16 protein-coding genes are annotated in these 13,349 nt (G+C 56.0%); 9 read left to right on the top strand and 7 right to left on the bottom strand.

Annotated elements, in window-relative coordinates; all coding sequences use genetic code 11:
* Window positions 1-82 precede the first annotated feature (82 nt).
* Both C6Y53_RS07550 and C6Y53_RS07555 read right to left on the bottom strand, forming a co-directional pair.
* Entirely contained in the window at window positions 83-607 is a 525-nt protein-coding gene (locus C6Y53_RS07550; protein ID WP_106471879.1) for a hypothetical protein, read from the bottom strand.
* Entirely contained in the window at window positions 604-1,068 is a 465-nt protein-coding gene (locus tag C6Y53_RS07555) for a hypothetical protein (protein WP_106471880.1), read from the bottom strand. Before C6Y53_RS07555 ends, C6Y53_RS07550 begins: the two co-directional genes overlap by 4 nt.
* A 308-nt stretch (window positions 1,069-1,376) precedes the next feature.
* Between C6Y53_RS07555 and C6Y53_RS07560 the strand changes: the two genes are divergently transcribed.
* Entirely contained in the window at window positions 1,377-2,171 is a 795-nt protein-coding gene (locus C6Y53_RS07560; protein WP_106471881.1) for a hypothetical protein, read from the top strand.
* Window positions 2,159-3,217, top strand: a complete 1,059-nt coding sequence (locus C6Y53_RS07565) for a hypothetical protein (RefSeq protein ID WP_149615490.1) — start codon at window positions 2,159-2,161, stop codon at window positions 3,215-3,217. The genes C6Y53_RS07560 and C6Y53_RS07565 overlap by 13 nt, the downstream gene beginning before the upstream one ends.
* A gap of 73 nt (window positions 3,218-3,290) precedes the next feature.
* Here the strand turns inward: C6Y53_RS07565 and C6Y53_RS07570 are convergent, their stop codons facing one another.
* Together C6Y53_RS07570 and C6Y53_RS07575 are read right to left on the bottom strand one after the other, a co-directional pair.
* Window positions 3,291-3,776, bottom strand: coding sequence for a hypothetical protein (locus C6Y53_RS07570; protein WP_149615491.1), 486 nt, complete (start codon window positions 3,774-3,776; stop codon window positions 3,291-3,293).
* A 52-nt stretch (window positions 3,777-3,828) separates the two neighbouring features.
* Window positions 3,829-6,387 (bottom strand): WD40 repeat domain-containing protein, encoded by a 2,559-nt coding sequence (locus tag C6Y53_RS07575; RefSeq protein WP_149615492.1) that lies wholly within the window; start codon window positions 6,385-6,387, stop codon window positions 3,829-3,831.
* 507 nt (window positions 6,388-6,894) lie between these two features.
* On the opposite strand from C6Y53_RS07575, the gene C6Y53_RS07580 reads away from it, so the two are divergent.
* The 6 genes from C6Y53_RS07580 to C6Y53_RS07605 all read left to right on the top strand — a co-directional run bounded on the left by C6Y53_RS07580 (window position 6,895) and on the right by C6Y53_RS07605 (window position 11,869).
* The gene (locus C6Y53_RS07580) at window positions 6,895-7,350 is read left to right on the top strand and encodes a recombinase family protein (protein WP_211299492.1); all 456 of its coding nucleotides are present in this window, start codon (window positions 6,895-6,897) and stop codon (window positions 7,348-7,350) included.
* 15 nt (window positions 7,351-7,365) lie between these two features.
* Window positions 7,366-8,313 carry a recombinase family protein gene (locus C6Y53_RS07585; protein ID WP_106471886.1) on the top strand — a complete coding sequence of 316 codons (948 nt, stop codon included), beginning with the start codon at window positions 7,366-7,368 and terminating at the stop codon, window positions 8,311-8,313.
* Complete coding sequence (locus C6Y53_RS07590; protein ID WP_149615493.1) at window positions 8,310-9,254, top strand: DUF2968 domain-containing protein; 945 nt, start codon at window positions 8,310-8,312, stop codon at window positions 9,252-9,254. The genes C6Y53_RS07585 and C6Y53_RS07590 overlap by 4 nt, the downstream gene beginning before the upstream one ends.
* A 333-nt stretch (window positions 9,255-9,587) precedes the next feature.
* The gene (locus tag C6Y53_RS07595; RefSeq protein WP_106471887.1) at window positions 9,588-10,067 is read left to right on the top strand and encodes a hypothetical protein; all 480 of its coding nucleotides are present in this window, start codon (window positions 9,588-9,590) and stop codon (window positions 10,065-10,067) included.
* Between the two features lie 14 nt (window positions 10,068-10,081).
* Window positions 10,082-10,618 (top strand): hypothetical protein, encoded by a 537-nt coding sequence (locus C6Y53_RS07600; RefSeq protein WP_149615494.1) that lies wholly within the window; start codon window positions 10,082-10,084, stop codon window positions 10,616-10,618.
* Between the two features lie 36 nt (window positions 10,619-10,654).
* Window positions 10,655-11,869, top strand: coding sequence for an IS256 family transposase (locus tag C6Y53_RS07605; RefSeq protein ID WP_106471888.1), 1,215 nt, complete (start codon window positions 10,655-10,657; stop codon window positions 11,867-11,869).
* On the opposite strand, the gene C6Y53_RS07610 is transcribed toward C6Y53_RS07605, so the two are convergent.
* The 3 genes from C6Y53_RS07610 to C6Y53_RS07620 form a co-directional block, all read right to left on the bottom strand.
* Window positions 11,830-12,153 (bottom strand): hypothetical protein, encoded by a 324-nt coding sequence (locus C6Y53_RS07610; RefSeq protein WP_149615495.1) that lies wholly within the window; start codon window positions 12,151-12,153, stop codon window positions 11,830-11,832. The two genes, C6Y53_RS07605 and C6Y53_RS07610, sit on opposite strands and share 40 nt — an antisense overlap.
* Window positions 12,154-12,318: 165 nt before the next feature.
* The gene (locus C6Y53_RS07615) at window positions 12,319-12,606 is read right to left on the bottom strand and encodes a hypothetical protein (RefSeq protein ID WP_106471889.1); all 288 of its coding nucleotides are present in this window, start codon (window positions 12,604-12,606) and stop codon (window positions 12,319-12,321) included.
* Window positions 12,603-12,839, bottom strand: coding sequence for a hypothetical protein (locus C6Y53_RS07620; RefSeq protein WP_106471890.1), 237 nt, complete (start codon window positions 12,837-12,839; stop codon window positions 12,603-12,605). Before C6Y53_RS07620 ends, C6Y53_RS07615 begins: the two co-directional genes overlap by 4 nt.
* A 278-nt stretch (window positions 12,840-13,117) precedes the next feature.
* On the opposite strand from C6Y53_RS07620, the gene C6Y53_RS21360 reads away from it, so the two are divergent.
* Window positions 13,118-13,240: a hypothetical protein gene (locus tag C6Y53_RS21360; RefSeq protein ID WP_280178365.1), complete on the top strand. Its 123-nt coding sequence runs from the start codon at window positions 13,118-13,120 to the stop codon at window positions 13,238-13,240.
* Window positions 13,241-13,349 lie beyond the last annotated feature (109 nt).

The following is a 13,349-nucleotide window of genomic DNA, read 5'->3' on the forward strand; positions in this document are numbered from 1 at the left end:
AACCCCTAAGAGGTCGAACGTCTGCCTTCGTTTTCTGAGCCAAGTCCAATGTCAAGTGCCGCGAAGGTCAGCTTTCCGCCCCTTATCTACCCAACCGAACTGACGTTGCAGCTTGAACTGTTGTTAAAACCTCACTGATTTCGACGTCGAGAACTTTGAGGGTCACCGCCACCCGCGACGCTTCGTAAAGTCGCAACTCGGCCTCCAGACGACGCCCTCTCTCTTCGGCTGCGAGGTCAGCGAGAGAGGGCTGTGTGACAGTCACACGGTCACGCGTTCCGTCAGGGAATAGAACCACAAGATGTACCACATCTCCGGGCTGAATGTCTGAAAGCAGAGCCTGCATCTGGGCCTGACCCTGTCCGCCCTTTCCACTGCCGTCGCGTTGACGTTCGACGTGGAGGACAAAAGTTCCGACCGGCAGCCCAGGTCGACCTCCGACCGCTGGAAAGTCCTCAGTCAGCTCCAGCGCAAAGCCGAACGAGCCGTCGGGTAGAAAGCCTGAATGCAGTCTTAGCCCGCCCTCGGAGACCAGCGGGTCGGCCGCCGCCAAACCGACCGTCGCGACGAGCGCGACTGCCACGGCGGCACGTAAATTTCTGCTCATCGGTAGTCTTTGCAGTTGGGGGCGATGCCCCCAACACAGTAGCGCCGAATCCTAAGCCCACCCTCGGCGGTCGACACGAGTTCGACGTTGTCGGTCTGAAGGCGGAAGTCGGCGGCTTCGAGAACCTGAAGCCTGCGATTTTTCCGAAAGGCAATCTGAAAGTAGCACTGCATCGCGTCGCCATCCTCGTCGAAGCACGTGACGGTGTCTGTCTCCACCCGGAGGTCGGTGTACATCGGACGGTTTTCGGTTGGTAGGACGGTATCAATGATGCGGACATAGCCGTCGCCGGGCTCCGTTCGGAAGGTCCCTTCTTTCGCGATGTAACGGGAGCGCTCGATCTTCCAGTCGAGTATGGCCGCCGCGATCCGGTCCTGATCCACATCGAGGGGTTCGGCCTGTTGTGCTGCCGCTTGCGCGACGAGTATGATCAAACCAAATATCAACGCTATCAATCTCATACGTCAGCATCCCTTACACAAGCCCTGGGTATCATTGGCGTTCGATGTAGTTGTGTCAAATGGAACGAGTCCGATCCCCTTGCATGGTTGCGGCGCGAAGATCATAGCCCAGCAAGGCCCGTCCGTACTTGACCGGGTTGAAAACCGGCGAAGAGCCAAAACTCAATCGTGTGTGCTTTCGTCCAATGTGTGACGCACGCACGTGCACCGCGCCATCCGGTGCCCGGTGAGCCATACTGTGCTACACGCTTGATTGCTTTTTTGCCAAATGGCAACTTACGGCTAATCGGGCTTCGTCGGAGAGTTTAATGTGGAAGTCGGCAAAATTGGCGTGTCTTGCGCTGGCTCTGGTGGGCCCGGCCAGGGCTGAGTTCGACGGTTCTGGCGTCTCGGGGCAATGGCTTCGAGAAATCGCGCTAGGCCGGTTCGAGATTGCACGAGGCGCAACTCTGAACGAGACAGAGGTTATCGTACGGCAGACGAAAAAACTGACTGTGCTGGCGATGGTGTATCATGAAGTCTACGAAAAGCAATGTGGCGCGCCCGAACCGGCTCGGGTCTTCTCTGTCCGGGTAGACTGGGTCAAACAGATCGCGCCAGGGATTGAAGAAATTGAGGAGGGAACACCGAGCGAAATACGCGTGAGACTGCCCTACGCAGATGTGTTTGGCAAAGGTATGTCGCTCGCTTTAAATCCGGCTCAGATGGTCTTTACCTTCGGGCCAGATGCCATGCAGATGGTGGCCGGTCTGTACAGCGCGAGTATTGATGCAATCCGGCTCAACGGGTGTGGATCGGCGGAGCTTGACGTCTTTGAGCGCAACCTCGCTGCAATCGTGCGCGGTGAGCCGTCACTACAGCGCCGGGGTGCCGTGCCGACACATTTGGAAGAGCGTTGTGACGCCACGGGAGTAGCCGGGCTGGATGCCCGCATGTCGGTTACGGTAGAAAGCGCCTGCGATTGCCTGTCGGACATCTTCTGGAAAGGTCTGCCGGAAGATTGGCTGGCGCGTGTAGAGGACGGTTTTTCCCATGAAGCCGTCTTGCTGTCGGCAGCGCTGAGCCCCGAGCTTTGGGAAGGAGCGCGTTCATGCCTTCGTTGATGAGAGGTTTTGCCGCTGTTCTTTGGCTTTTCTTGGCGCATCCGCTTGGCGCGGCGGAGTTCGGAATTCTGCCGGAGGCGATGCCAGGCGAAGCCCGGAGTTCCGCGACGCGGGCAGTGTGGGAGCGGATGGCAGGCTTCGACGCTGTGCGCCGCGGGGATGAGTTGATCCTGAAAGATTTCTTTCCGATACAGCTTGAGGACGGCAGTTACGTCATCCATGGATTGGGAGTTCGGGTGAAGGAAGCTACCGTCAATGTGCGCGGGCGGCAGAACACGATGCTGGAAATCTTGGACGTTCAGGAATTCGGCCCTGTCTGGGACATGATCGGATCCCACGGGATTGAGATCGGCGGCTTTATCGGCGGCGGCATCTCCGGTCTTGATCAATCCTTGCGAACGACGCTTGGGGGCAAGCCAAACCGGCTGCGGAATGGCTACAGCATCCGCATCACTGGGGCAAAACCGTTCGAAGATGCCAATGGCAATCGTGCCTATCGGTTGATCGGGATCGGGCTGAGTTTCCGACCAGGAATCGGAGGTCGGGGACGCTGGGTCGTCGCCGAAGCTGGTGCCGCGCAGGAAGATCCGGAGGCGGTATTCGCAGAAGCCCTGAAGGCATTTCGGACGCGATTGCGATCCGGGGCGTGCGCCATCGACGCCAAGGAGATGTACGAGACAGAGTTGATGCTGGAGGGTCTGAACAAGGCCGCAGGGCGCGAGGGCCTGCCCTTCAACTTGCGTAGTGAGTGGGAGGCTGCCTGCGCCATCGAGCAGGAAGGCCCCGTGGCGAAACCGGCACTGGAGCGGCTGGCGATGCTGCGGCACGGCACCTGCGCGGATGTTGAGGGCGGCGCGGGCGAAACCGTGCAACAGCAGGCCGAGGCGCTTTCGAGGCAGGTACCGCCGTCGCGCTATATGGGATTTGCCCGGATCGGCGTTTTCGACATACTGAATCCCGAGCGCATCGGTCTATCCAAGGCAGAAGGGGCGGAACGAAAGGCGTGCCTTCTGCAGTACCTGGAGGACGATTTGTTCGCGGGGTGACATCCGCTCAACCCACTACTTACCGGATGCGGAAGCGTCGATCTTCTTGGCCTGTCAATGATTTATGATTCCATCAAAGGCCATCGCACTGTGTTCGAGCGGCAAATTCACCGAGAGCCGCGGACGAACCGGATAGGTCGAAGCGCGACATGATTTTGCCGCCAAGCAAGACATCGACGCTCGATCCGGAACGCAATGCCGAGGTGATCGCACGCATCTGACTGACCGGCCAGGGCTCGCCGCCCAACATGAAATCCTGATAGCATCCGTGATCGCCGCAGGTCGCTGGCATCTGCAACGGTTGACCGCCATCGACCTCGAAATAGACGACCGCGCCGTCGTCAACAAACTTCAAATCAGCTGGGCGAGTGTCCGGGGTGAGAGAGATATCAATGGTGCCTCCGTTGCCACATCCGATATCTAGCCGGTGACCCTGTGCATTTTGCACGAATACGCTTCCATTGTCGTCGCTGGCTTCTGGTGACCTTAAAACCCACTCAGCATTGGCACTTGTTGAAATAGCGCTGAGCATTAGTGCTGCCAAAACTGTTCGTAACATCTTGCTCTCCTAATTTTTGATATCAAAAAATTCTTTTCGGCAGACTGGTTATTCATTCCGGTCGAACCACTCTCTGTTCGGAGACTTCGACTTTGAGTTCATTTGGTAGAGCTTCCCAGACAAGATCATAGAGTTCGCGGCCACGGATGTGATCATCCGCACGCCAGATGCTGGCGGACGCCAAGGGTGATCCGAACGACATGTCCGATCCCGAAGGATCAAAGATGCGCTGGTCGAAGGGTACATAATCTTCAAAATCAGGCTGGAGCGTGTTGCCCGCCAAATCCTGAACCTGAAGTGTCTTCCCAGCACCTGCCTCGTCAGTCCAGAACCCTAACGCTGTACCTTCGCGCAAAAAGCGAGGTGTATCCGGTGATCTTATCTCCGATAGCTTGGCACCTGACGCATCGTAGACAGTCCAAACCATGTCTTGGGTGAGCGTCCTTATGGCTGAGCTATGGATCGATACTCCCGAAAATACGACCGAGTTCGCTGGGCGACCGGACGCGTCGAATATGTCGAAATGCTCTTGGAACGACCCATTCTCAAATCGCAGGACCTGCGCACCTGCGCCCTCGCCCGTTGGTATACTGGCAAAGTAGAGTTCGCTTCGTGACCCCCATCCAATGGGCCCTAACCCGTATCGACTTGGCAAAGCCTGTTGAGAGAGCAGATTACCCGTCGAAACGTCAAAGACATAAAGGTTGCCATCGCTGACCACCGCATAGCGTTGTCCGTCAGGAGAAAATCCAACATCCGCAAAACCGTAAGCAGGTTTGTCGGTAGCACCAGATAAGGCCAAGGGGCGAATATACGCGCCCGTCTGGCCGTCGAAGAGATGCATTTGCCCGCCGGTGGACGGCATGATGGCAAGGACGCTCCCGTCCGGCGCGTAGTTCGGTGTATGGTTCGACGGATGCACGAGGACCGGAGACCCGTCGGGCAAGACAAGGTCGGCAATCCGATTTCCGTCGCGGGTGTCGAGCAGAAAAACGGGTCCGGGCTTTACGCCCGGTTTGTACGCTGCAACAGCCATGCGCTGGCCTGTCGGATCAACGACCGCGCCTGCTGGAAAATCAAGCTCGGTGCGCAATGTTCTGGCTGTCGCCGCACGAAACAACATTAGATGCGCTTGCTCGAACATCTCAAAATCGGTCTGGGTCGGGTCATCCGGCAACCCTTTGAGAGCCGCGACAATCGCACCGGTCCTGTCACCTGTGCTAAGCGCCGCATCAGCCGCAATCGCGAATTGACGCGACATCAGAATGGAGTCTGGTGTGGCAATGTCTGACGCGGTCGACGCGGCGGTGGTCTCGAGGGTGTATCCTTGTGGCACCAAAGCAAGCGCCATTTGAATCAGCTCCTGCGTGTTACTGATCGCTTGACCGACATATGTCACCGACGTTCCCCAAATCGAACTGCCCAGCATCTTTCCTTCTGGCGAGAACACGTGATGATCAAAGCCGCCGTAATCCGAAGGATGCGGGGCAACTTCCTGGCCATTCAAGGCAAACACGCGAAGGGTCGCAGCCGCGACAGTTTGCATCTCCTGGAGATTGTAGATGGCATAGGCGGTTCCGCTGCGCACAAACCTTCCGGAGCTGGACGGCGGAAGGGAGGAGATCAGGTTTCCTTCAATGTCAAAAATCTCTGTTGACGCATGATTGCCCACCGCAATGGCTTTCATATCCGGCGACAGGCGCAACCTGTAAGACGCAGCGGACAACCCCGAACTCAGAACTCGAACTGCTCCATTTTCAATCACGATCAGCTCTGCCGCGCTTTGTTGATTACCTCTCAATCCATAAATTTCTCCATTGGAACCCCACGCCATTGGCATAACCATGGTGCCATCATTGGTGAGTTGAAAAGTGAACTGATTGGTCAGTTTGCCCGATTCGGTGTCCCAAACAAAAAGCCCTTGTGGGCCTCCCGCAGCGAAACGCGTGCTGTCAGGAGAAAACCCGACGGGAAATATGAGCGTCGTCATCCCAAAACTGGGCCCCGGCGCTTCCAATAAGGCGTGGCGCTGACCGTTCCTTGCGTCGAGCAGGATCACCGCGTCCTGAGACATCTGCATGATTGATGCATAGCGTCCATCCGGCGAGAACCCAATTGTGTGCGGCTGTCGCAGCATCATTTCCGAGTCGATTTCGGGCGCAGGGATTGACTGTTCCAAAGGCGCGCCGGTTGTTAAGTCAATGAGGCTTGCCGGAGCATGACTTGCGAGGTCGCCTGTAAAGCCTTCAGCACTCACCAAAAGCAGCCGCGTTCCGCTCGGATCGACGGCAGCAGTGTAGGGCCTATCATCGTCCACAATGATTGATCTCGAATTTACCGCTCGCCATGTCGCCTCGATCAACTCTGCGCCTGGCTGCGACGGATCATCCGGGATGGCCCGCAGTGCCGTTGCAATCGCGCCTACGCGATCGCCACGTGCCAAGCGGTCAATGGCGTCTTGCGCCGCTGCTTGGGATTGCGAATTATCGGTCTGTGACAAAGCGACGACTGCCGATACACACAGCACTCCGATCGGGACGATGATTTTTTGAACAAACTTCTGGCTGAACGATAGACGAGACTCAAAAAGAACTTTTAACCCACATGACATGATAACACTCCGTTACACTCGTGGTGACGTTAGTTTTTGCTCTTTTCGCAGTCAACAATTGTACCTGTCATGCTTTTCGGAGCCGCTCCAGATAACGCACATTGTCCTTTCAAGGCCCATGTGTCTGCCCCTTTCTAATGTTGTGATACTTTTCGAGTTCTTTCCACAACTCTCTTGGTCTTGTTCTGTCCGTCGTCTTCCGGTTCCAGACGCTTGCGAGGTTAGTTCAGCACGTCTTCTCGGCGTTTACGGATCGAGAACTAATCACCAGAGCAGCCATATGAGGAACTGCAGCGAATGCACCCTTTGTTGCGCCTTGCGGTCATCCACGCGGGCACGAGCGAATGCCCGCTTTCGGCCTCACTGCGGTTTTGACTGACCTGAGCCCGGCATAAGCCATTGATATTTCGCGATATCGAATTGCAACGGGTTGCAATCGAAAGTAGATGACGATGGTGATTTCGTGCCTATAATGGGGCGGGCCAAGAGTATATGGAGGCCCACCCGATGCGCGCAGCAATCTACGCCCGCTATTCCACCGACCTGCAAAGCGACGCCTCGATCGAGGATCAACATCGTCTGTGCCTGCGTCTGATCGCAGGCAATGGCTGGCAGGAGGGCGAGACCTATTCGGATCGCGGCCTGAGCGGCGCATCGCATCTGAGGCCCGGCTACCAGCGCCTTCTCGACGACGGGCGCCACAACGTCTTTGATGTCGTAGTTGCCGAAGGGCTGGATCGCATCAGTCGGGACCAGGAACATATTGCGGCCTTTTTCAAGCAGATGCGGTTTCAGGGTATCCCGATTTTCACCGTGGCCGAGGGCGAGATTTCCGAACTGCATATCGGGCTCAAAGGGACGATGAGCAGCCTCTTTCTCAAGGATCTCGCCCAGAAGACCCATCGGGGTCTTGAGGGCAGGGTCCGCAAGGGAAAGTCTGCCGGAGGTATCACTTATGGTTAGGATGTCGTTCGGTCGGTGCAAGGGGACGGCACCCTGACCACGGGCGACCGGGTCATCAATCAGGAACAAGCCAATGTTGTCCGACGTATTTTTCGCGACTACAGCCATGGCATCAGCCCACGGGCCATCGCAGGCAGACTGAATGACGAGGGTATCGACGGCCCGCGCGGCAGTGGATGGGGCGCATCCACGATCTATGGCAATTGGCGGCGTGGCACGGGCATCCTGAACAACGAACTCTATGTCGGGCGACTGGTCTGGAACCGGCAGCGGTTCATCAAGGACCCGACGACCGGCAAACGGCAAGCCCGTCTCAACCCGCAGGAAGAATGGATCATCGAAGAGGTGCCGGACCTGCGGATTGTCCCTGACGACCTGTGGGCGAGCGTCAAAGCCCGGCAACACGCAACACGCAGCGACATGATCCGCGACGGCATCAATCGCCCCGAACGCGCCCACCGCACCAAGCACCTGTTTTCAGGTCTGTTGAAATGCGGAAACTGTGGCGGCGGTTACACCATCGTCGGCAAAACCCATTATGGGTGCGCCAACGCCCGCAACAAAGGCACATGTGATAACCGGCTGACAATCAAGCGAGAGGATTTGGAGGACCGCGTCCTGTCCGGCCTCAAGGATCAGCTTCTTCACCCCGATCTGATCGCCGAGTTCGTGGCCGCCTATCAGGCCGAACACAACCGCCTGACCGCCGAGGCCTCCAGGGAAACGGCCAATACGCAACGCGAACTGGTCAAGGTTACCAGACAGATAGACAAGATCGTCGAGGCGATCACGGAAGGCATGTTTCATCCCAGCATGAAGGCCAGGATGGACGTGCTGGAGGCGCGCAAGGCGGAACTGGAAGCCGAGCTTGCCAACGCGAAAACAGAGCCGCCTGTCCTGCTGCATCCTGGCCTCGTCGCCACGCTCACGCCGTCTGGTCAAAGATCGACGGCGCACAAATGAAGGCGGTCAACCTGTCCTTCTACAAGCGCAAGCTGACGGCAATTTCCAAGCAGCTCTTTTTGGAGCAAGGCTGGCCAATGCCCGAAGGTTTGCGCGATCCAAGGAAGCGCGATCCTCTCAAGTTCACTTTGGAGGATTGGCAAAAGGCGAAGCGAACAGGCCTTGACCCGAAACAGACGAAAGCTCTGCTTCGGGAGTGCTGGAACATCTCAGATAGTCGGGAGAGTTTTGAAGCTGCGCTACGTGAGAAAGGGTTCTGGCTTGCGCATGGTGATCGACGCAATTTCGTCGCGGTCAGCTGGAAGGGCGAAACACACTCGCTGTCCCGCGCCTGCGGTGTGAAAGTCAAAGAATTGAGATCAAGGCTAGGTGATCCGCATCAGTTGCGATCTGTGGACGAGACCAAGGCATTTATCGGCACACTTCTGACTCCGAAGCTAAAGGCATGGGCAGACGAGGCACATGCTAAGGCGAAACTAGCCAGCCTTACCCTTCAGTTCCAGCGAGAACAGATTGTCGAGCGCCACAGAAAGGCGCGCGCGCAGATGAAAGATGCCCAAGAAACGCGCCGCATTGCTGAAGAACAAAAGCGAGCCGCGCGAATCCCTCGCGGTCTACGGGGCCTTTGGGGTTGGATTTCTGGCAAGAACCGAAAGATCAGGCAGATCAACGAAGCCGAGATTGGTCGGGAACAAGTTCGAGACCGAGCTGAGCGCCAAGCGCTGATTCAGAGACAGTTGGCCGAACGACGGGCTTTACAGCGAACAGTGGTGGCAGTTCGCAGTAGTCAGCGAGCAACGCTCGAAACACTGTTCCGAGATATCGCGCATGCCATGTCCATTGGGCGCGTACCGGAGACGAAAGAACGGAAACCCCGAACGCGCCATCGCGACCGGCAGCGCGGGCGCGACCGCGATGACGGCCCTGAATTTAACCCGTAACCTACGAAAGGAGGTCGCTATGCGACACACAATCATGCTCAACTTGGACGAGTCCCATGCCCGTCAACTAGATGAACTGCGGCAGCATTTTCACCTAGCTGCCGAGGACACAGTGCGGCTAGCTATCCGGCTCACCCATGCACGGCACAAGCAAAAACCTGATGTGCTGGTTCCTGAGTTCAAACCAAGATCGGGTGGCTGCCAAGAATTTGATCCCGAGTAGAGGTGAATTCCTATCTGCACACAACCCATGGACAACTGTAGGTTTGACTCACGGCACGTCAGCAGGTATCCGCTTAGTGTTTTTCGCTATTTTGATCGGGGGGGATATTAATGGCTGGCTTTGACGACTTGGGACCGCTGCCAATTTCGGCGAGCGATTTGGACGTGCTTGAAGATATCAAAGCGGCCTTGGACACGGATGTACGCTTGGCATCTGTGTTCGGTAGTAGGAATCCTACAATTAACATGGTGGAGGGGAACAATAGCGAGCTGATTGTTCGCGTCACTCTCGACGCAGCCTTGCAACAACTTTTGTCGGCAGTGGGCAAAAGTACGCCGCAGAAGAGAACTGTTGTTATTCTGAACAACGGACAAGCCATAGAACAGAGTTCGCTCTCAAAGGTTGAAGCAATCCAGAAAGCGATCCGAGACGAAGTGGACAAAGCGCTAATGGAATTTTTCAAAGGTCGCGACATATCTAAAAAGGCGCGGTACAGAGACTTCCTGGCAAAAACAGTTTCTAAACAGGTTGCAGTGTATGTGCCGCATCTGCCCGAAAATCATCAAAAAATAACGGTTGTCGTAAGTTAATGAAAGTCAATTGGTTGACCGTTCGCCGAATGCTGATTTTGAGCAATTCGCCGGTTGCCCCTTACTTGGTCATCATCCTACCAGCAGCTTCGATTTTGTTGGGTTGGTTGGGTTCATCAATCACCGGAGTAGTCCCTATCGTTCCAGTGCTCGCATCTCTGGCGAGTGCTGTTTGCTATTTTGTTGCTGAGAGATTTTATCGGGCCTTTTGTCCTGAAGAAATTCGGGCGCTGGCGCTATCGAGCGATTATAACGCCCTGAAGAAGAAGAAGCTTGATGAGTTGGAAGAGAATTCGAAAAGACAAACGTCAAATATTTTTCTTTCGGAAAGGGTAATGAAGGCAAGACTGGACATTCTTGTTCAAAAAGAACTTCCTTGTCTATCAGATGGTATTAGAGACGACATAAAGAAAAATCTTGACGCCAAAGCGAAAGCGGCTGCCCGGCTTGAAATTCAACAATCAATCAAGAATGAGTATGAAAGACTTAGCGAGGATGCGATCTTAGTGGAGAACCCGATGGCCAGAGAGTGTCCGATCTTCTGTGTATGACTGATCCGGTTCATGCTTCACCGAAAGGAAGCATGAATGAGCATCTCGAAAGAAATTCTGGACGAACTGTTGAAGGGCGTGGAGCGCCCTGAAGACCTGCTCGGCGATGCCGGGCTGATGAAAGAGCTGAAGATCAAGCTCATGGAGCGGATGCTGGGTGCCGAACTGACAGCGCATCTTGGCTACGAGGAAGGCAAAGACGCTCCACCCGGTCAGACCAACCGCCGGAATGGCGCCTCGACCAAGGTGCTGAAGGGTCAGGACGGCGAACTGCCGCTGGCGGTGCCCCGCGACCGCGACAGCAGCTTCGAGCCGGAGCTGGTGAAGAAGGGCCAGACCCGGATCGATGGAATCGATGACAAGATCGTCGGGCTTTATGCGGCCGGGCTGACGGTGCGGGACATCCAGGCCCACCTGCTCGATCTTTACGGCCTGAAGGTTTCCCCCGACCTGATCAGCCGCGTCACCGACGCCGTTCTGGACGAGGTCAGGGAATGGCAGAGCCGCGCGCTGGACCGGATGTATCCCATCGTGATCTTCGACGCGCTGCGGGTGAAGATCCGTGATGCCGACAGCCGAACGGTGAAGAACAAGGCGGTCTACGTCGCCTTGGGCGTCACCCGTGATGGGAGCCGTGAGGTTCTGGGCCTGTGGATCGCCGAGAATGAGGGTGCCAAGTTCTGGCTCTCGGTGATGAACGAGTTGAAGAACCGGGGCGTGCAGGACATCCTGATCGCCGTCGTCGACGGGCTCAAGGGCTTCCCCGAAGCGATCACGGCGGCCTTCCCGGACGCCATGGTCCAGACACGCATCGTGCATCTGGTGCGCCATTCTCTGAACTTCTGCTCCTGGAAGGACCGCAAGGTCGTGGCCGCCGATCTGCGCCGGATTTACAGCGCCCCGACCGCCGATTTGGCTGAAGCTGAGCTCGACGCCTTCGAGGAGAAATGGGCCGGGAAATACGCGTCCATCGCCCCGGCCTGGCGCCGGGCATGGCAGGAGGTGATCCCGTTCTTTGCCTTCGATCCGGCGATCCGGAAGATCATTTACACGACGAATGCCATAGAAAGCCTGAACCGCGTGATCCGCAAATCGATCAAGACGCGGGGTTCCTTCCCGACCGACGAGGCCGCGACCAAGCTGATCTACCTGGCAATCCGCAAGTTCGAAAAGGATGGCCGAAACGTCCGGGAATGGTTTGCAGCCCGCAATCAGTTCGCCATAATGTTCGGCGAGCGCTTCGACGCTTGAGTATCTGAAACCGCATGGGCCGGGCCAGATACACAGATTTCAGGACACTCCCGATGGCCAAGAATATTTGCTATACTCTCTCTGTACTTTCGTTCATCTTCTTTTTGACTTGGCTTGGGTTGCAAGTCTTCGGCATTATCAATCACCTCTAGATGCCCATCCTCCGGTAATCCTAAAGATTCTCTTATTGCCATGGCAAACGCTGCTGCGAGCCTTTCGTCGATTTCTCGATCTGGATGCAATAATTTTGCCGCCGCTAATACGGCCTTTGTGTCGTTGTCCACTGCTTGCCTCGTTTCTTTTTTTGAAGTAGAGCATGAACATATTGTTGAGTCAATTGTCATGATACCTATATGTTGTGCTCTGCCATATTCCTTGTTGTTGGTGACATCTCACCTGGCAAACGATGACTCTGCTGAAACCAAATCACTGTTGGCAAAAGGAAACTCTCAAAACAACGACATCTGCCGCGCAGCTTCTTCACGCTTCTTCCAGTCTGAGCTTGCGGTCTCATGGTCGAGCCAAGCTCGGACGAAGTCTTCAGGACCTCCGTACTCTTCCACGATGCCCGCCGACAGGAAGTGCGAGCGATATCCGGTTTCTGTGACAGGGATGATCCGGCCTTCTTCAACGTGAAGTTCGATATGGTCGAAATCTGATTTCCAGCGGCGTTGGTGGAAGGTGATCTCGACCTGAACGCCGTCCCAGACGATCTGGGAAGTGATGGGGGCGCTCATGCGCGCCCCGCTTGGTTTGTTGTGTCCGGCGCATCTTCTAGCGGAAGGCGCAGGACGATGCGGCCATTGATCGGGCAGGTTTCGAGCTGAAGCGTGTAGCCACGTTCGTCCTTGTGTTTCCATGCTGCTCCGACCTTGTTCCAGAAGGATTTTTCAGCCCTTTGGGTGACGTGCCAAGCCAGATAGTCTGGCGCATTGATTTGATGGGATTGGTTTGTGTTTTCGCGTGCCATGTTTTTTCTCCTTTGCTTGGGGCTTGCTTGCTTACGACCTCCCGATAAGCCGGAGGCAAAGGATCAGGGTGCATGTTCAACACGGCTGGCGAAGCCAGGTGGTGCGGGCAGAACATTGAAGACTGAGCCGCATCCGGCTAGGGATTTTAGGGTTCTTGTTGCAAGCAAGCCCCAAGCAAGGCTGGAAACTCTGGCCTTCGATAAATCGCGGCCTATCCGGTGAGCATCGCCGAAGATCAACCTTGGCATTGCGCCGTAATCCCCTTCTGAGAATTTCGATGCAGAAAGAGCAAGAGCAGCGCGGAATCTACCAGCGCGGTTGGCAAATGGATACTGAACAGCTCCGTCTGTCGTCTGATCAATCCTTCCGCCTGCTGAATAAGCCTGACAAATCAACATGAGCGAGCCTCAAGCGCATCACTCCCCTTTGTCCCAAGATCATTTCCGAACCATCAGCGCCTTCACTGGCCGATGATTTTCGTGTGTCCGGGCCGAAAGGCCCTGAGTGGT

The organism is Pukyongiella litopenaei, assembly GCF_003008555.2.
Classification (GTDB): Bacteria; Pseudomonadota; Alphaproteobacteria; order Rhodobacterales; family Rhodobacteraceae; genus Pukyongiella; species Pukyongiella litopenaei.